Annotated in this window: 16 protein-coding genes; 13 read left to right on the top strand and 3 right to left on the bottom strand. The window is 72.8% G+C overall.

Annotated features, from left to right (window positions below; all coding sequences use genetic code 11):
- Nucleotides 1-17 precede the first annotated feature (17 nt).
- The 6 genes from ACWDXC_RS03370 to ACWDXC_RS03345 all read left to right on the top strand — a co-directional run bounded on the left by ACWDXC_RS03370 (nt 18) and on the right by ACWDXC_RS03345 (nt 4,676).
- A complete protein-coding gene (locus tag ACWDXC_RS03370; RefSeq protein ID WP_219499773.1) occupies nt 18-1,103 on the top strand; it encodes an S-(hydroxymethyl)mycothiol dehydrogenase in 1,086 nt (361 codons plus the stop codon).
- Complete coding sequence (locus ACWDXC_RS03365) at nt 1,104-1,724, top strand: MBL fold metallo-hydrolase (RefSeq protein ID WP_449977534.1); 621 nt, start codon at nt 1,104-1,106, stop codon at nt 1,722-1,724. It abuts the gene before it with no gap.
- Nucleotides 1,725-1,813: 89 nt separating this feature from the next.
- Nucleotides 1,814-1,990 (top strand): (2Fe-2S)-binding protein, encoded by a 177-nt coding sequence (locus ACWDXC_RS03360; RefSeq protein WP_082310492.1) that lies wholly within the window; start codon nt 1,814-1,816, stop codon nt 1,988-1,990.
- A 16-nt stretch (nt 1,991-2,006) separates the two neighbouring features.
- Nucleotides 2,007-2,492 (top strand): bacterioferritin, encoded by a 486-nt coding sequence (gene bfr, locus ACWDXC_RS03355; protein ID WP_219499769.1) that lies wholly within the window; start codon nt 2,007-2,009, stop codon nt 2,490-2,492.
- Between the two features lie 235 nt (nt 2,493-2,727).
- Nucleotides 2,728-3,396 carry a response regulator transcription factor gene (locus ACWDXC_RS03350; protein WP_043620820.1) on the top strand — a complete coding sequence of 223 codons (669 nt, stop codon included), beginning with the start codon at nt 2,728-2,730 and terminating at the stop codon, nt 3,394-3,396.
- 2 nt (nt 3,397-3,398) lie between these two features.
- A complete protein-coding gene (locus tag ACWDXC_RS03345; protein WP_449977530.1) occupies nt 3,399-4,676 on the top strand; it encodes an ATP-binding protein in 1,278 nt (425 codons plus the stop codon).
- 20 nt (nt 4,677-4,696) lie between these two features.
- Here ACWDXC_RS03345 and ACWDXC_RS03340 read toward each other — a convergent pair whose 3' ends face one another.
- The gene (locus tag ACWDXC_RS03340; RefSeq protein WP_308125589.1) at nt 4,697-5,182 is read right to left on the bottom strand and encodes a GtrA family protein; all 486 of its coding nucleotides are present in this window, start codon (nt 5,180-5,182) and stop codon (nt 4,697-4,699) included.
- A 54-nt stretch (nt 5,183-5,236) separates the two neighbouring features.
- Nucleotides 5,237-6,583 carry a PucR family transcriptional regulator gene (locus tag ACWDXC_RS03335; protein WP_449977527.1) on the bottom strand — a complete coding sequence of 449 codons (1,347 nt, stop codon included), beginning with the start codon at nt 6,581-6,583 and terminating at the stop codon, nt 5,237-5,239.
- Between the two features lie 71 nt (nt 6,584-6,654).
- Between ACWDXC_RS03335 and ACWDXC_RS03330 the strand changes: the two genes are divergently transcribed.
- Genes ACWDXC_RS03330 through purE form a run of 7 tightly spaced genes read left to right on the top strand, consistent with a single transcriptional unit; the run spans nt 6,655 to nt 14,553 of the window.
- On the top strand, nt 6,655-7,641 hold the full coding sequence (locus ACWDXC_RS03330; protein ID WP_364173161.1) for a DUF917 domain-containing protein: 987 nt from the start codon (nt 6,655-6,657) through the stop codon (nt 7,639-7,641).
- Complete coding sequence (locus tag ACWDXC_RS03325; protein ID WP_449977524.1) at nt 7,638-8,972, top strand: hydantoinase/oxoprolinase N-terminal domain-containing protein; 1,335 nt, start codon at nt 7,638-7,640, stop codon at nt 8,970-8,972. Before ACWDXC_RS03330 ends, ACWDXC_RS03325 begins: the two co-directional genes overlap by 4 nt.
- A 23-nt stretch (nt 8,973-8,995) precedes the next feature.
- Nucleotides 8,996-10,303 (top strand): purine-cytosine permease family protein, encoded by a 1,308-nt coding sequence (locus ACWDXC_RS03320; protein WP_449977521.1) that lies wholly within the window; start codon nt 8,996-8,998, stop codon nt 10,301-10,303.
- 12 nt (nt 10,304-10,315) lie between these two features.
- Complete coding sequence (locus tag ACWDXC_RS03315; protein ID WP_364173155.1) at nt 10,316-11,833, top strand: hydantoinase/oxoprolinase N-terminal domain-containing protein; 1,518 nt, start codon at nt 10,316-10,318, stop codon at nt 11,831-11,833.
- A complete protein-coding gene (locus ACWDXC_RS03310) occupies nt 11,826-12,899 on the top strand; it encodes a DUF917 domain-containing protein (RefSeq protein ID WP_219499750.1) in 1,074 nt (357 codons plus the stop codon). The genes ACWDXC_RS03315 and ACWDXC_RS03310 overlap by 8 nt, the downstream gene beginning before the upstream one ends.
- On the top strand, nt 12,896-14,044 hold the full coding sequence (locus ACWDXC_RS03305) for a 5-(carboxyamino)imidazole ribonucleotide synthase (RefSeq protein WP_449977517.1): 1,149 nt from the start codon (nt 12,896-12,898) through the stop codon (nt 14,042-14,044). The genes ACWDXC_RS03310 and ACWDXC_RS03305 overlap by 4 nt, the downstream gene beginning before the upstream one ends.
- Nucleotides 14,041-14,553, top strand: coding sequence for a 5-(carboxyamino)imidazole ribonucleotide mutase (gene purE / locus ACWDXC_RS03300; protein ID WP_219499746.1), 513 nt, complete (start codon nt 14,041-14,043; stop codon nt 14,551-14,553). Before ACWDXC_RS03305 ends, purE begins: the two co-directional genes overlap by 4 nt.
- 53 nt (nt 14,554-14,606) lie before the next feature.
- Here the strand turns inward: purE and ACWDXC_RS03295 are convergent, their stop codons facing one another.
- On the bottom strand, nt 14,607-15,920 hold the full coding sequence (locus tag ACWDXC_RS03295; protein ID WP_219499744.1) for a UDP-glucose dehydrogenase family protein: 1,314 nt from the start codon (nt 15,918-15,920) through the stop codon (nt 14,607-14,609).
- Nucleotides 15,921-15,990 lie beyond the last annotated feature (70 nt).

The raw sequence follows: 15,990 nt of genomic DNA, 5'->3' as shown, positions 1-15,990 counted from the left end.
GACACAAGATGGCTGCCATGCCGTACGAAGTGCAGGGCGTCATCGCCACAGGCAAGGGCCGGGAAGTGGCCATCGAAACGGTGCTGGTGCCGGACCCGGGGCCCGGCGAGGCGGTGGTGAACGTGCAGGCGTGCGGCGTCTGCCACACCGACCTCCACTATCGGGAGGGCGGCATCAGCGACGACTTCCCGTTCCTGCTGGGCCATGAGGCGGCGGGCGTGGTCGAGGCCGTCGGCGAGGGCGTCACCGGGCTGGAGCCGGGCGACTTCGTGATCCTCAACTGGCGTGCCGTGTGCGGCCAGTGCCGGGCGTGCCTGCGCGGCAGGCCGTGGTACTGCTTCAACACGCACAACGCCGCGCAGAAGATGACGCTCACCGACGGCACCGAGCTGTCCCCCGCGCTGGGCATCGGCGCGTTCCTGGAGAAGACGCTGGTGGCCGCCGGGCAGTGCACCAAGGTCTCCGCCGAGGCGCCCGCGTCGGTGGCCGGGCTGCTGGGCTGCGGCGTGATGGCCGGCATCGGCGCGGCGATCAACACCGGCGGCGTGACCCGCGGCGACAGCGTGGCCGTGATCGGCTGCGGCGGGGTCGGCGACGCGGCCGTGCTCGGCGCCTCGCTGGCCGGCGCCGCCAAGATCATCGCGGTGGACGTGGACGACCGCAAGCTGGAGTGGGCGCGCGGCTTCGGTGCCACCGACACGGTCAACTCGCGCGAGAGCGACCCGGTCGAGGCGATCCGCGACCTGACCGGCGGGTTCGGCGCCGACGTGGTGATCGAGGCGGTCGGCCGCCCCGAGACCTACAAGCAGGCGTTCTACGCCCGCGACCTGGCCGGCACCGTGGTGCTCGTCGGCGTGCCGACGCCGGAGATGACGCTGGAGCTGCCGCTGCTCGACGTGTTCGGCCGGGGCGGGGCGCTGAAGTCCTCCTGGTACGGCGACTGCCTGCCGAGCCGCGACTTCCCGATGCTCATCGACCTGTTCCTGCAGCACCGGCTGCCGCTCGACCGGTTCGTCACCGAGACCATCGGCCTCGACCAGGTCGAGGAGGCGTTCGCCAAGATGCACCGCGGCGACGTGCTGCGCTCGGTGGTGATCCTCTAGATGCTCGACAGGGTCATCACCTCAGGCACGTTCTCGCTCGACGGCGGCACCTGGGACGTCGACAACAACGTCTGGCTGGTCGGCGACGCCCGCGAGGTCGTCGTCATCGACGCCGCTCACGACGCCAGGGCCATCGCCGACCGGGTCGGCGACCGGACGGTCCGGGCCATCGTCTGCACCCACGCGCACAACGACCACGTCAACGCCGCCAAGGAGCTGAGCGACCTCACGGGCGCGCCGATCCGGCTGCACCCGGCCGATCAGGTCCTGTGGTCGCAGGTCTACGGGGACGAGGTCACGTACACGCCGCTGGGCGACGGCGAGAAGATCGAGGCCGGCGGGATCGCGCTGCAGGTCGTCCACACGCCGGGGCACGCGCCCGGCGCGGTCTGCCTGTACGCGCCCGAGCTGTGCGTGCTGTTCAGCGGCGACACGCTGTTCAAGGGCGGGCCGGGGGCGACCGGGCGTTCGCACTCGTCGTTCGGCACGATCATCGAGTCGATCCGCGACCGCCTGCTGACGCTGCCGCCCGAGACCGTCGTCCACACCGGGCACGGCGACTCCACCTCGATCGGCGTCGAGGCCCCTCACCTGCAGGAATGGATCACGCGGGGCCACTGAGGTGTGGCTTACCTAACATAGGCAAGCCTTACCGCGGTGGGCTATCTTAGGTGTGCCTTACCTACCCACCCCTGAGAGGCTCCCCGCGGATGTACGTGTGTGTTTGTCGTGCTGTGACCGAAAACGAGGTCCACGACTGCATCGCCGCGGGCGCGCGGAGTGCGAAACAGGTTCGCGACACCACGGGCGCCGGGGGCGACTGTGCCTCTTGCGTACGGAAGATCTGTGCGATCCTGAAGCGGTCTGAGGAACTGACCACCGCATAGCACAAGGGGCCCGTTCATGCAGGGCGACAAGCAGATCATCGAGCTGCTCAACGAGCAGCTCACGGCGGAGCTCACGGCGATCAACCAGTATTTCCTGCACGCCAAGATGCAGGAGAACTGGGGATACACCAAGCTCGCCGAGCACACCCGCGAAGAGTCGATCGACGAGATGCGCCACGCCGAGCGCCTCACCGACCGCATCCTCTTCCTCGAAGGACTGCCCAACTACCAGCGGCTCGGCACGCTGCACATCGGGCAGACCGTCCGCGAGCAGTTGCAGGCGGACCTGGAGGTCGAGCTGTCGGTGGTGCAGCGGCTGCGGCCGGCCATCCAGCTCATGCGCGAGAAGGGCGACATCACCTCGGCGCGGATCTTCGAGGACATCCTCGCCGACGAGGAGCAGCACATCGACTACCTCGAAACCGAGCTCGGCCTGATGCAGACCCTGGGCGACCAGCTCTACCTGGCCCGCTACGCCGAGCCGCCGTCCGTCGACGACTGAGCCCGCCGCGTCCGATCGCCCGCCGCGCCGACGGCGGGCGCGCGCGTTTCTGGCCGCCAACTTTCGCCGCGGGGAACCACGGGGGCGTAACCCTTTTACCCACGGCAATCGCGGTAATTTAATCATGACTAACCGATATTTAGCCGCGTTTGCCCAGGTCAATGGATAGGTCAACGACGAGTCAAACCGCGCGCTGTGCCCGGGAAACGATCGCTTAAGGTCCTACGATCGCTCCATGACCTGCGTACTTCTCGCCGAGGATGACACCTCGATTTCCGAGCCGCTCGCGCGCGCCCTGCGCCGCGAGGGCTATCAGGTTGAGGTGAGCCCCGACGGCCCGCAGGCCCTGGAGAGGGCTCTGTCGGGGGGCATCGACCTCATCGTTCTCGACCTTGGCCTGCCCGAGATGGACGGCCTGGAGGTGGCCCGGCGGATCCGTGCCGAAGGGCACGGCACCCCGGTGCTGATCCTCACCGCCCGCGTCGACGAGGTCGACACCGTCGTCGGCCTCGACGCCGGCGCCGACGACTACGTCACCAAGCCGTTCCGGCTCGCCGAGCTGCTCGCCCGGGTGCGGGCGCTGCTGCGCCGCGGCACCTCCGAGACCCCGGTCGTGCAGGGCGTCCGCATCGACGCCGACTCCCGCCGCGCCTGGATGGGCGAGAAGGAGCTGCACCTGACCACGAAGGAGTTCGACCTGCTCAGGGTTCTGGTCCGCGACGCCGGAAAGGTGGTGACGCGCGAGCAGATCATGCGCGAGGTATGGGACACCAACTGGTGGGGCTCCACCAAGACACTCGACATGCACATCTCGTGGCTGCGCCGCAAGCTCGGCGACGACGCGGCCAAGCCCCGCTACATCACCACCGTCCGGGGAGTCGGCTTCCGCTTCGAACGCGAGTAGGCATGCGCCGACGCCTGCTCACCTCAACCCTGGTGGTGGCGGTCATCGCCGTCCTGCTGCTAGGGGTTCCCCTCGGCATCGTGGTCAGCCGGCTGATCGTCGACGAGGCGGCCCAGCAGCTCAGGTCGGAGGCGACCCGTCTGGTCGGGGAGGTCGAATACGCCCGTATCCAAGAGACCCCGCTCGACCCCAAGCAGCTGGAGCAGAAATACCCCGACCGCTACATCCAGATATTCGAGCGCGGAAATCCGCCCAAGGCCACGATCGTCGGCTCGCAGCCGTCGTCCGGGGAGCAGATGACCGAGGACGCGGAGTCCGACAGCGGCATCTTCGTCCGGGTGAGCCGCGACCGCGCCCAGGTCGAGCAGGACGTCTACGCCCGCCTGCTGCTGATCGTGGCGCTGGCCGTCGCGGCTCTCGCCGTGGCCGTGGGCCTGGCCATCGTGCAGTCACGCCGCCTCACGCTGCCGCTGCAGGACCTGGCCAAGATCGCCGAACGGCTCGGCTCGGGTGACGCCCGGCCGAGCAAGCACCGCTACGGCATCCCCGAGCTCGACCAGGTGGCCCAGGTGCTCGACCGCAGCGCCACGCGCATCTCCGACCTGCTCACCCGCGAACGCGAGTTCGCCACCGACGCCTCCCACCAGCTCCGCACCCCGCTCACCGGCCTCACCATGCGCCTGGAGGAGATCGTCGCCGCCTCCGACCAGCCCGAGGTGGTGCGCGAGGAGGGCGAGGCCGCCATCGTGCAGGCCGAGCGCCTCACGGCGGTCATCGACGAGCTGCTGGCAGCCGCGCGCCGCCAGCGGCACGCCCAGGCCGAGCCGATCTCCATCGACGAGGTGCTCATCCAGCAGGTGACCGAGTGGCAGCCGGTCTTCCGCGGCGTGGGCCGCACGCTCGTCCTCGCCGGCTCGCGCGACCTCAAGGCGCTGGCCACGACCGGCGGTTTCGGCCAGGTCATCGCGACCCTGCTGGAGAACTCCCTGCGCCACGGCGGCGGCACCGTAACGGTCACCACGACCAGTGGTGACAGCTCCGTGGTGGTCGAGGTGGCCGACGAGGGGCCCGGCATCTCCGACGAGATCGCACCCAAGATCTTCGAGCGCAACGTGAGCGGCGGCGGGGGCACCGGCCTCGGCCTGACGCTCGCCCGCGCGCTGGCCGCCGCCGACGGCGGCCGGCTGGAGCTGGTGCGGCGTCGCCCGGCGGCCTTCGCCGTCTTCCTGCGGCTGGCCGAGGACAACGGCCGCAACCGCGTCGTCAGCGGTCCTGCCTGAGTCGGTGGTCCCGCCCTGAGTCAGCGGTCCTGCCTGATCCCCGTGTCGGGCAGCTCCGCGGGGATCGGCTCGGTGGCCTCCAGGAACACCCACTTCTTGTACGACCAGTAGCGGAACAGCGTGCCCAGGCCGACGCCGATGATGTTGGCGATGTTGGCGCTGACCGGGTCGTCCAGGTGCAGCGTGTAGGTGGTGAAGCCGATCACCAGCACGCCGAACAGCAGCGCGATGCCGTTGAGCAGGAAGAACAGGAAGTATTCGCGCCCCAGCCCGCTCTGCTCGCGGTGGCGGAACGTCCAGAACCGGTTGCCCAGATAGGCGAACGAGGTGGAGATCGCCGTGGCGAACACCTTGGACGTCATCGGCCCGAGGTCGATCGCCAGCAGGAACAGGTTGTACATGCCCGTGTCGATCACGAAGGCGGCGGCACCGACGGTGCCGAACTTGGTCAGCTCATGGACCAGGGCGGCGAAACGCTGGTACAGGCCTTTGGCGAACTGCAGCACGCTCCTGCTCGCCCTTCCTTTTCGGCAGGCATGACGACTTCAGCGTACCGGTTGTCACAACGCCGGACGCGCCGCCCGGCAGGCGAGCTGGAGCGCCAACCTTTGCTGGGGATCGTCCAGGTCCGCGTGGAGCAGAGCTTCTATGCGGCGGATGTTGCGGCTCACGGCGTTTCGGTGCATGTGCAATTCCTCGGCGGCGCGGGCCGGGGAGCCGTGATGGTCCAGGTAGGCGCGCAGGATGCCGATCAGGTGGGCCGGGCGGTCGCCCTTGAGGTCGAGGATGGGCTGCAGCAGCTCCCTGACGGCCTGGTGGGCGGCGTCGGAGGCGTACCACTCCTCCAGCATGCGGTCCAGCCCGGCCAGGTCGTACACGGCGAGCGGGGCCGGGCTGCGCCTGAGCGCCGTGCGCGCCTCGGCGGCCGAGGTGCGCAGGCCGAGCAGGCCCCGGTGCGCGGTGCTCACGCCGCAGCGCAGCTCGGCGCCCGCCGGGCGGACCCGCTCCAGCAGGCGGGCCGCGTCGCGGGCGGCCTCGCGCAGGCCCGCCCGGCCCTGGTCGCGGGGGAGCGAGCGGACGACGACCAGCGCGTCACCGGCCAGCGCGCCGTTCCACTCCGGGCCGACGATCTCGCGGGCCGCCCGCACGGCCCTGGCCGCCACCGCGTCGAGCAGGGCGTAGCGTTGCGGGCCCTCCTCCATCATCGGTTCGAGGCGCAGCACCACGTGCCAGTCGTCGACCGGCAGCCCCAGCGCGCGGGCGCGTGGGGCCAGCTCCTGGGCCTGCTTCTCCGGCGCGACCAGCAGCTCGGTGAGCAGTTGCGCCCGCGACCTGCCCGCCGGCTCGTCGGCAGGTCCGGCGGCGGCCGCCAGCTCGGCGAAGCGCGCCACGACCTCCACTGCCGTGCCCAGGTGGCCGCCGGGGGCGTCGGCGCCCTCCTCCGGGAGCGGGACGCCGAGGGCCCCGGTCGCCGCCTCGGCGATGCGCTCCGGGGCGCCGCCCGCCCGCAGGATGGCGCGTACGGCGGTGACGGTCCTGGCCAGAGCGTCGGAGGCGTCGCCCGCGACGGCGCGCTCCAGGCCGACGACCAGCGCGGCCAGGTCGCCTCCGGCGGCGTACACCCCGATCCCGCTCCGCTCGGCCAGCGTGGCGGCGCTGCGGCCGGCTTCCGCGACGTCCGGCCCGGTGAGCACCAGCGCGGCGGCGCGGGCGGCGGCGGCGTCGCGCAGCGCGACGTCGAGGCGGTAGGAGCCCGCCTCGCGGGAGGCGGCGGCGGTGAGGACGGCGATCGACCCGGCGGGCAGGCGGGCCACCTCGCGCAGGTCCTCCACGAGCCGCACCCCGGAGAAGGGACCGGCCGGGACAGGCCCGGCCAACCTCTGCAAATCCTCCAGTACGTGTGCCACCCGCACACGATAGCCCCATAAAGGTGCCCCCAGCACACCACTGCTGACCTGCGATTTCGTACCGTGAACAGGTGGACATCGGAACCGGGCTGCTGCCCGCGTTCGCCAGAGGGTGCGCCGTGCTCGGCTCGGGCGGCGGCGGCCCCGTCGCGATCGCGCGGGCGGCGGCCATGCAGGCGCTGGAGGACCACGGCCCCGTCGCCGTCGTGCGGCCCGGCGACCTGGCCCCGGACACGCTCGTCATGCCCGTCGGCACGGCCGGCTCGTCGGCGGTGATGTCGGAGCGGATCTGCGGCGTCAACGAGCCCGTCCACCTGCGGGCCAAGGTCGAGGAGCTGTTCGGCGCGCCCGTCGGCGCCGTCATGGCCAGCGAGATCGGCGGCGCCAACGGCTGCCTGGCCGTCGCCTGGGCCGCCGTCACCGGGCTGCCGCTGGTCGACGCCGACGGCATGAGCCGCGCCTTCCCCGGCATGGACCAGACGGTCATGGAGCTGCACGGCGTCCCGCCCACGCCCGCCGTGGTGTGCGACGAGCGCGGGCGCACCGTCGTCATCGAGAACGTGACGGGCCGCTGGCTGGAACGGCTGGTCAGGGCCTCGCTGGAGGCGTTCGGCGGCCAGGTCGCCACCAGCGAGTACATCCTGCGCGGCGGCCAGGTCGCCGCCTGCACGGCCGTCGGCTCCGTCACCCGCGCGCTGCGGCTCGGGACCTCCCTCCCCGAGCCGCTCATCACCGGCAAGGTGGCGGAGACGTCCGGGACCATCCTCATCGAGGGCCTGGGCCGCGACCTGGGCCGGCTCGCCAGGATCGAGGCGGGCAGCGAGTTCCACGCGGTCATCGAGGACGGCGCGCCGCTGGCCCTGGTCCCCGACGTGATCGCGCTGCTCGACACCCGCACCGAGGAGGTGCTGCGGGTCGAGCAGATCCGCTACGGCCTGCGCGTCAGCGTCGTCACCGTCCCCTGCGACCCGATCTGGCACACCCCCGCCGGCCTGCGCCTCGCGGGCCCCGCGGCCTTCGGCCTGGCGGGGCTGACCGGCGAGGGGAGGCCGTCATGAGCCCCGGGGTCGAGCGGCGGCAGGTCGGCATGGTGCGGGCCGGGGTGGACGTCGGGCCGACCAACACCGACGCCGCCCTGCTCGACGACGCCGGGCGCGTGCTCGCCACCGCCAAGGTGGCCTCCGTCCCCGACGACCCGGTGGCCTGTGTACGCGCCGCGCTCGGGGCGCTGCCTCCGCACGAGTCCGCCCAGGTCGCGGTGGGCCTGCGCGGCGCGGCCACCGCCGTGACCCGGCGGCGCGGCCTGCGCCGGGTGGCGGTGCTGCGCATCAGCGGCGAGTCCGGCCGGGCCGTACGTCCCCTGTCGGGCTGGCCGGAGGACCTGCGCGCGGCCGTCAGCGCCGGGACGGCCACCGTCGCCGGAGGCGGCGGCCTGGACCGCGAGGACTGGACCCCGCTGGACCGCGACGCCGTGGCCCGCTTCGCCGCCTCGGCGGCGGGCGCCGCCGAGGCCGTCGCAGTCACCGGCCTGTTCTCCCCGCTGGACGGCCGCCAGGAGCGGGAGGCCGCCGAGATCATCCGGGCCGAGGCCGGCGACCTGCCGATCTCGCTCTCCGCCGAGCTCGGCTCGATCGGCCTGCTGGAACGCGAGAACGCCACCGTGCTGGACGCCGCCCTCTCGGGCTTCGCCGGGGCCGTCGCCGAGGGGCTGGCCGAGACCCTGTCGGGCCTGTGCCCCGGCGCGGCGGTGTTCGTGACGCGCGGCGACGGCACGCTGATGAGCCTGGAGCACCTGGCCAGGCATCCCGGACTGAGCCTGGGCAGCGGCCCCGCCAGCGTGCTGCGCGGCGCGGGCGTGCTCGCCGGCCTGCACGACGCCGTGGTCGCCGACGTGGGCGCGGCCCGCGTCCGCGTCGGCGTGCTGGCCGGCGGCTTCCCCGAGGAGGCGGTGCGCGGGGCCGGGATCGGCGGCGTGCCCGTGGGCCTGCGCATCCCCGGCCTGATCCGGGTGCCGCGCCCGATCGACCCCCCCGAGCTGGCCGAGGCCGTCGACCGGCTGCAGCCCGGCCCGGCGCGGCTCCCGCTCGTCGTGGTCGGCGGCGGCGCGCACGCCGTCCCCGGCGGCCTGCACCCCGCGCACGGGCTGTGCGCCGGCGCCATCGGCGCGGCCGTCAGCCCCGTCGGCGGCCAGTACGAGCGGATCGTCCGGCTGCCCGGCGCCGCCGCTCGTGAGGCCGTCGCCGAGGAGGCCAGGGCCGCCGCCGTGCGCGCCGGGGCCGACCCGCGCGACGTGGCGCTGGTCGAGGTGGACGAGACCCCGCTCGACTACCTGCCCGGCTCCTTCGTCAGGCTCCGCGCCCGCGCGGCCGGCCGCCCCTCGCATCTGTGAACCCCCCTGAGAAAGGCGAGCACGTGACCACCGACTCCGACTATCCCCTTGAGCGGGTGCCGCAGAGCGCGCGTTACCCGTGGTTCAACGTGGCCGTGCAGCGGTTCGGCCAGCTCTCCGACCTGACGCAGTTCCTGCTCGGCGCGACCCTCGGCGCCGGCCTGTCGTTCTGGGGGGCGTTCTGGGCGTTCACCCTCGGGTCGGTCATCCTGGAGGTCGTCTGCATCTTCGTCGGCATCGCCGGCATGCGCGAGGGCCTGTCGACGTCCATGCTGGCCCGGTGGACCGGCTTCGGCCGCTACGGGTCCACGCTGATCGGGATCGTCATCACGCTGAGCCTGTTCGGCTGGTTCGGCGTGCAGACCGCGGTGTTCGCGGCCGGGCTGCACTCGATCATGTCGTGGCTGCCGCTGTGGGCGTGGTCGCTGATCGCCGGGATCGGCGTGACGCTGCTGGTCATCCGCGGGTTCAAGGCCATGGGGATGACCGCGTTCATCACCGTGCCGGCGTTCCTCGGGCTGGCCGGGTGGGCGATGTGGGTGGAGATCTCCCGCCACGACCTGGGCACGCTGGTGGCCTCCCCGCCGTTCGGCGAGCCCATCAGCATCGCCACCGGCGCCACCATCGTGGCCGGCTCGTACATCGTCGGCGCCGTCACCACGCCCGACATGACCAGGTTCAACCGCAACACCGGCGACGTGGTCAAGCAGACGCTCGTCGGCATCTCGCTCGGCGAGTACGTGCTCGGCCTCGCGGGCGTGCTGCTGGCCTACGCGGTCAAGACGTCGGACGTGATCGCGATCATCACGGCGTCGTCCGGCGTGGTCGGCGTCATCGTGCTCATCTCCGCCACCGTCAAGATCAACAACTGGAACCTGTACTCCTCCACGCTCGGCCTGCTCAACGCCGTCGAGACCACGACCGGCGTGCGGCTGAACCGGGTCACGGTCACGATCGGCGTCGGCGTCCTCGGCAGCGTGCTCGCCGCCCTCGGCATCCTGGAGCGGTTCACCGACTTCCTGCTGATCCTCGGCGTCATCACGCCGCCGATCGCCGGGATCATGGTCGCCGAGTACTTCGCGGTGCGCCGCTGGCGGCCGGTGCTCGACGCCTCACGCGCCGCCGGGCGGCTGCCCGACACCGAGCCCGCCTGGGTGCCCGCCACGCTCGTCATCTGGGCCGCCGCCGCGCTGTTCGGCTGGCTCAGCGAGCACTACCAGTGGATCGGCATCCCCGCGCTCAACTCCCTCCTGCTCGCCGGACTGGCCTACGTCGTCGCCGGCCGGCTCGGCCTGGTCCGCGCCAGCCGTGAACAGCCCGTCCTCGCCTAGAAAGTCCCGTACATGCGCATCGGCATCGACGTCGGCGGCACCAACACCGACGCCGCCCTCATCGGCGACGGCGGCCAGGTGCTCGCCACCGTCAAGTCCCCCACCACCGAAGACGTCACCGGCGGCGTCGCCGCGGCCATCGCCGGGCTCGGCGCCACCGAGGCGTCGGCCGTGATGATCGGCACCACCCACTTCGTCAACGCCCTCGTCGAGGCCGCCCGGCTGGAGCCCGTCGCCGCCGTCCGGCTCGGCCTGCCCGCCACGGCCGCGCTCCCGCCCCTGGTCGACTGGCCCGACCGGCTGCGCGAGGCCGTCGAGGGCGCCGTCTACCTGTGCCACGGCGGCCACGAGTACGACGGCACGCCCATCTCCGCCCTCGACCCCGGCGAGCTCCGGCGGGTCGCCGCCGACATCCGGGCCCGCGGCCTGCGCACGGTCGCGATCTCCTCGGTGTTCTCCCCGGTCAGCGCCGACTCCGAGCGGCAGGCCGCCGACATCCTGGCCGCCGAGCTGGGCCCCGGAGTGCACCTGTCGCTGTCCCACGAGATCGGCAGGGTCGGCCTGCTGGCCAGGGAGAACGCCACCATCGTGAACGCCGCCCTGCGCCCGCTCGCCGGCCGTACGGTCGCGGCGTTCGCCGAGGCGCTGGCGGTGGCGGGCATCCGGGCGCCGCTGTTCCTGTCGCAGAACGACGGCACGCTCATGGACGTGGACCACGCCCGCCGCTACCCGGTGGCCACGTTCGCCTCCGGGCCGACGAACTCCATGCGCGGAGCCGCGTACCTCTCGGGGCTGACCGACTGCGCGGTCGTCGACATCGGCGGCACCACCACGGACGTCGGCATCCTGAACGGCGGGTTCCCGCGCGAGGCCGCGGGCGAGGCGCTGGTCGCCGAGGTGCGCACCAACTTCCGCATCCCGGACGTGCTGTCCATCGGCATCGGCGGCGGCTCGATCGTCGCCCCCGACGGCAGCGTGGGCCCGCGCAGCGTCGGCTACCGGCTCACCGCCGAGGCGCTGGTGTTCGGCGGCGGCACGCTGACCGCGACCGACCTGGCCGTGGCCGCCGGGCAGGCCGTCGTCGGCGACCCCGCCCGCGTCACCGGCGTGGACCACGAACGCCCGCTGAAGAGCATCGCCGAGCGCGTCGCCGAAGCGGTGGACCGCATGCGCACCAGCGCCGCCCCGCTGCCCGTCGTCCTCGTGGGCGGCGGCAGCATCCTCGTCGGCGAGCTGCCCGGCTTCGCCGACGTGCGCCGCCCCGACCACTACGAGGTGGCCAACGCCGTCGGCGCGGCCATCGCCCAGGTCGGCGGCGAGGTCGACCGGGTGTTCTCGGGCCCGCGCGAGAGCGTGCTGGCCGAGGCCAAGAACGAGGCGGTCGCGCGGGCGGAGCGCGCCGGGGCGCGTGCGGGCAGCGTGCGGATCGTGGACGTGGAAGAGCTGCCGCTCGCCTACCTGCCGGGTGACGCCACCCGGGTCAGGATCAAGGCCGTCGGCGACCTGGACCTGGAGAAGATCGATGCGTGAGATCGGGATCGACCGGCTCGACGACCTGGCGCGCGGCGCCGGCATCCTCGGCACCGGCGGCGGCGGCGACCCGTACGTGGGCAAGCTGCTGGCCCGCGAGGCCATCCGCAGGCACGGCCCGGTGACCGTGTACGACATCGACGAGGTGCCCGCCGACGCCACCGTCGTCGCCGTGTCCGGGATGGGCGCACCGACCGTGCTGCTGGAGAAGCTGCCCGCCGGCACCGAGGAGCTGACCGCGCTGCGCGCCCTCGAAGCCGTGCTCGGCCGCCCCGCCACGCACATCGTGCCCATCGAGATCGGCGGCGTGAACTCGATGATCCCCATCGCGGCCGCCGCCCAGGCCGGGCTGCCGCTCGTCGACGGCGACGCGATGGGCCGGGCCTTCCCCGAGGCCCAGATGGTGCTGCCCACCCTCATGGGCGTGCCCAACACGCCGATGGCCGTCGCCGACGACAAGGGCAACACGCTCGTCGTCGACACCGTGTCCAACCAGTGGGCCGAACGCATCACCCGGGCCGCCTGCGTGCAGATGGGCTGCCAGGTCTCCTGCGCCGACACCGTGCTGCGCGGCGACCAGCTCCGCGACGGCCTGGTCCCCGCCACGCTGACGCTCGCCGAGAACCTCGGCAAGGCCGTGCGAAGGGCCCGCGCCGCCAACGCCGACCCGGTGCGCGCCGCCCTGGACGTGCTCGGCGGCGTCAAGCTGTTCACCGGCAAGGTCGTCGACGTCGAACGCCGCACCACCGGCGGCTTCGCCCGGGGCAACGCCCGCCTGGAGGGCACGGGCACGCTGGAGCTCAGCTTCCAGAACGAGCACCTGCTCGCCCGCCGCGACGGCGAGATCGTGGCGACCACCCCGGACCTGATCTGCGTCCTCGACACCGACTCCGGCGAGCCCGTCACGACCGAGGCCATGCGCTACGGGTTGCGCGTCACGGTCATCGCCGCGCCGTGCGACCCGCGCTGGGCCTCGCCCGCCGGGCTGGAGCTCGCGGGCCCCCGCTACTTCGGCTACGACTGCGACTACCTGCCCCTTCGGGGTAGGTATGCTCAAGTCACGTGAACGCATACAGTCCCATCGGCCCCGTGGTCGGCATCGTCGGCGCGGGACAGCTCGCCAGGATGACCCAGCAGGCCGCCATCGCGCTCGGGGTGGAGCTCCGGGTGCTGGCCAACGCCCCCGGCGAGAGCGCCGCCCGGGTCATCGTCGACACCCGCATCGGCGACTACCGTGACCTGGCCGACCTGCGGGAGTTCGGCAAGGGCTGCGACGCGATCACGTTCGACCACGAGCACGTGCCCACCGAGCACATCCGGGCGCTGGCCGCCGGCGGCCTCCAGGTCCACCCCGGCGCCGACGCGCTCGTCCACGCCCAGGACAAGGCCGTCATGCGCGAGCGGCTGACCGCCGTCGGCGCGCCCTGCCCGGCGTGGGCCCGCGTGTCCGACGCCGCCGAGGCCGTCGCGTTCGCCCAGGAGCACGGCTGGCCGTTCGTGCTCAAGGCGATCCGGGGCGGCTACGACGGGCGCGGCGTGTGGGTGTGCCGCACCGAGGCCGACGTGACCGAGGCGTTCGCGGCCGGGGTGCCGCTGATGGCCGAGGCGTTCGTCCCGTTCGAGCGGGAGCTGGCCGTGCTCGTCGCCCGCTCCCCGCACGGGCAGGGCGTCAGCTACCCGGTCGTCGAGACCGTGCAGCAGGACGGCATCTGCGTCGAGGTGCTCGCTCCCGCCCCCGGGCTCGACCCGGAGGAGGCCGCCCAGGCGCAGCGGGTCGCGCTCAACATCGCCCACGAGCTCGGCGTGACCGGGCTGCTGGCCGTCGAGATGTTCCAGACGGCCGGCGGGCTGGTCGTCAACGAGCTGGCCATGCGGCCGCACAACAGCGGCCACTGGACCATCGAGGGCGCCCGCACGTCGCAGTTCGAGCAGCACCTGCGGGCGGTGCTGGACCTGCCGCTCGGCTCGCCGTCGATGACCGCGCCCGTGGTCGTGATGGCCAACCTGCTCGGCGGCGACGACCCCGACCTGTTCAAGCGGTACGAGCACGTCATGGCGCACGACCCCGGCGTGAAGGTGCACTTCTACGGCAAGGAAGTGCGTCCCGGGCGCAAGATCGGGCACGTCACGGTCACGGGCGACGACCTCGACTCCTGCCGCGCCCGCGCCCGCCACGCCGCCGTCCACCTCACCACCGGGGAGTACGCATGATCGGCATCGTCATGGGAAGCGACTCCGACTGGCCGGTGATGAAGCTGGCCGCGGAGGCCGTCGCCGAGTTCGGGGTGCCGTTCGAGGCCGACGTCGTGTCGGCCCACCGGATGCCCGCGGAGATGATCGACTACGGCACGCAGGCGGCGTCCCGCGGCATCCAGGTGATCATCGCCGGGGCCGGCGGGGCCGCCCACCTGCCCGGCATGCTCGCCTCCGTGACGCCGCTGCCCGTCATCGGGGTGCCGGTGCCGCTGAAGTACCTCGACGGGATGGACTCGCTGCTGTCCATCGTGCAGATGCCCGCCGGGGTGCCCGTCGCCACCGTGGCGGTCGGCGGCGCCCGCAACGCCGGGCTGCTGGCCGTACGCATCCTGGCCGCCTCCGACGCGGGGCTGCGGGAGCGGATGGTGACCTTCCAGGAGACGCTGAAGGAGCAGGCGCACGCCAAGGGCGCGCGGCTGCGCGCCGAGGCGGCGTCGCTCGCAGAGACGCGGCCGCTCTCGTAGGGCCGCGTCACACCACGTGTCCGGCGCGCTGCGTGAGTGGCGCGCCGGAGGTCTCAGGGGCGGCCGAGAGCCCGGTAGTGCCAGCCCGCCGAGCGCCACGCCTCGGCGTTGAGCGCGTTGCGCCCGTCGACGATCCTGCGCGTGGCCACGACCGAGCCGAGCTCCTCCGGGTCGAGGGCCACGAACTCGTCCCACTCGGTCAGCAACAGCACGACGTGCGCCCCGCGCACCGCCTCCACCGCCGACGCGCCGTAGTTGAGCTCCGGGTGCGCCTTGCGCGCGTTGTCCAGCGCGATCGGGTCGTAGACCGTGACCTGGCCGCCCTGGTGCCCGATCGTCACGGCGACGTCCAGCGCCGGTGAGTCGCGGATGTCGTCGGAGTTCGGCTTGAAGGCCGCGCCGAGCACACCCACCGTGCAGCCCCGGAACGAGCCGCCGGCCAGCTCCCTGGCCAGGTCCACCATCCGAGCCCGGCGGCGCATGTTGATCGCGTCGACCTCGCGCAGGAACGTCAGCGCCTGGTCCGCGCCCAGCTCGCCGGCCCGCGCCATGAACGCCCTGATGTCCTTGGGCAGGCAGCCGCCGCCGAAGCCGAGCCCCGGGTTGAGGTAGCGCCCGCCGATGCGGTCGTCGTACGACAGGGCCAGCGAGAGCTGCTGCACGTCGGCGTGGGCGGCCTCGCACACCTCGGCCATCGCGTTGATGAAGGAGATCTTGGTGGCCAGGAAGGAGTTGGCCGCCGTCTTGACGAGCTCGGCCGTGGGGAAGTCGGTGACGACCATCGGCACCTCGCCCAGCGGCTCGTACACCTCGCGCAGCATCTTCTCGGCCCGCTCGCTGCGTACGCCGATCACGATCCGGTCGGGGTGGAGCGTGTCCTGGACCGCGAAGCCCTCGCGCAGGAACTCGGGGTTCCAGGCCAGCTCGGCCTGGGTCCCGGCCGGGGCCAGCAGGGCGAGCTTGTCGGCCAGCCGTCCCGCGGTGCCCACCGGCACGGTCGACTTGCCGACCACCAGGCACTCACGGTCGAGGTAGGGGGCCAGCGACTCGATCGCGGCGTCCGTGTAGGACACGTCGGCGGCGTACTCGCCGCGTTTCTGCGGGGTGCCGACGCACACGAAGTGCACGTCGCCGAAAGCGCCCACCTCCTCGTAGGAGGTGGTGAACCGAAGCCGGCCGGATTCGAGCCCCCGGCGCAGCACCGGCTCCAGGCCGGGCTCGTGGATCGGGAGCTCACCGTTGTTGAGACGGCGGATCTTGTCGGCGTCGATGTCGAGGCCGAGGACGTCGTATCCGAGATCAGCCATGCAGGCCGCATGGGTGATGCCCAGGTAACCGGTCCCGATCACCGTGAGGCGATATGGCACGAGTGAACTCCTTTCGATCGCCGTGGCATGCTACCGGCTCTTGGCTACCCCCTTCGTGCCACCTGGGCAT

The organism is Nonomuraea sp. NPDC003214, assembly GCF_053590035.1.
Note: the sequence above shows the minus strand (reverse complement) of the source record. Positions and strands in the feature narration are given on the sequence as shown.

Coding starts and splice junctions, on each gene's coding strand:
- ACWDXC_RS03325 (WP_449977524.1), top strand. CDS start 7,638: ATGAGCCCCGGGGTCGAGCGGCGGCAGGTCGGCATGGTGCGGGCCGGG.
- ACWDXC_RS03310 (WP_219499750.1), top strand. CDS start 11,826: ATGCGTGAGATCGGGATCGACCGGCTCGACGACCTGGCGCGCGGCGCC.
- ACWDXC_RS03350 (WP_043620820.1), top strand. CDS start 2,728: ATGACCTGCGTACTTCTCGCCGAGGATGACACCTCGATTTCCGAGCCG.
- ACWDXC_RS03315 (WP_364173155.1), top strand. CDS start 10,316: ATGCGCATCGGCATCGACGTCGGCGGCACCAACACCGACGCCGCCCTC.
- ACWDXC_RS03365 (WP_449977534.1), top strand. CDS start 1,104: ATGCTCGACAGGGTCATCACCTCAGGCACGTTCTCGCTCGACGGCGGC.
- bfr (WP_219499769.1), top strand. CDS start 2,007: ATGCAGGGCGACAAGCAGATCATCGAGCTGCTCAACGAGCAGCTCACG.
- ACWDXC_RS03345 (WP_449977530.1), top strand. CDS start 3,399: ATGCGCCGACGCCTGCTCACCTCAACCCTGGTGGTGGCGGTCATCGCC.
- ACWDXC_RS03370 (WP_219499773.1), top strand. CDS start 18: ATGCCGTACGAAGTGCAGGGCGTCATCGCCACAGGCAAGGGCCGGGAA.
- purE (WP_219499746.1), top strand. CDS start 14,041: ATGATCGGCATCGTCATGGGAAGCGACTCCGACTGGCCGGTGATGAAG.
- ACWDXC_RS03360 (WP_082310492.1), top strand. CDS start 1,814: ATGTACGTGTGTGTTTGTCGTGCTGTGACCGAAAACGAGGTCCACGAC.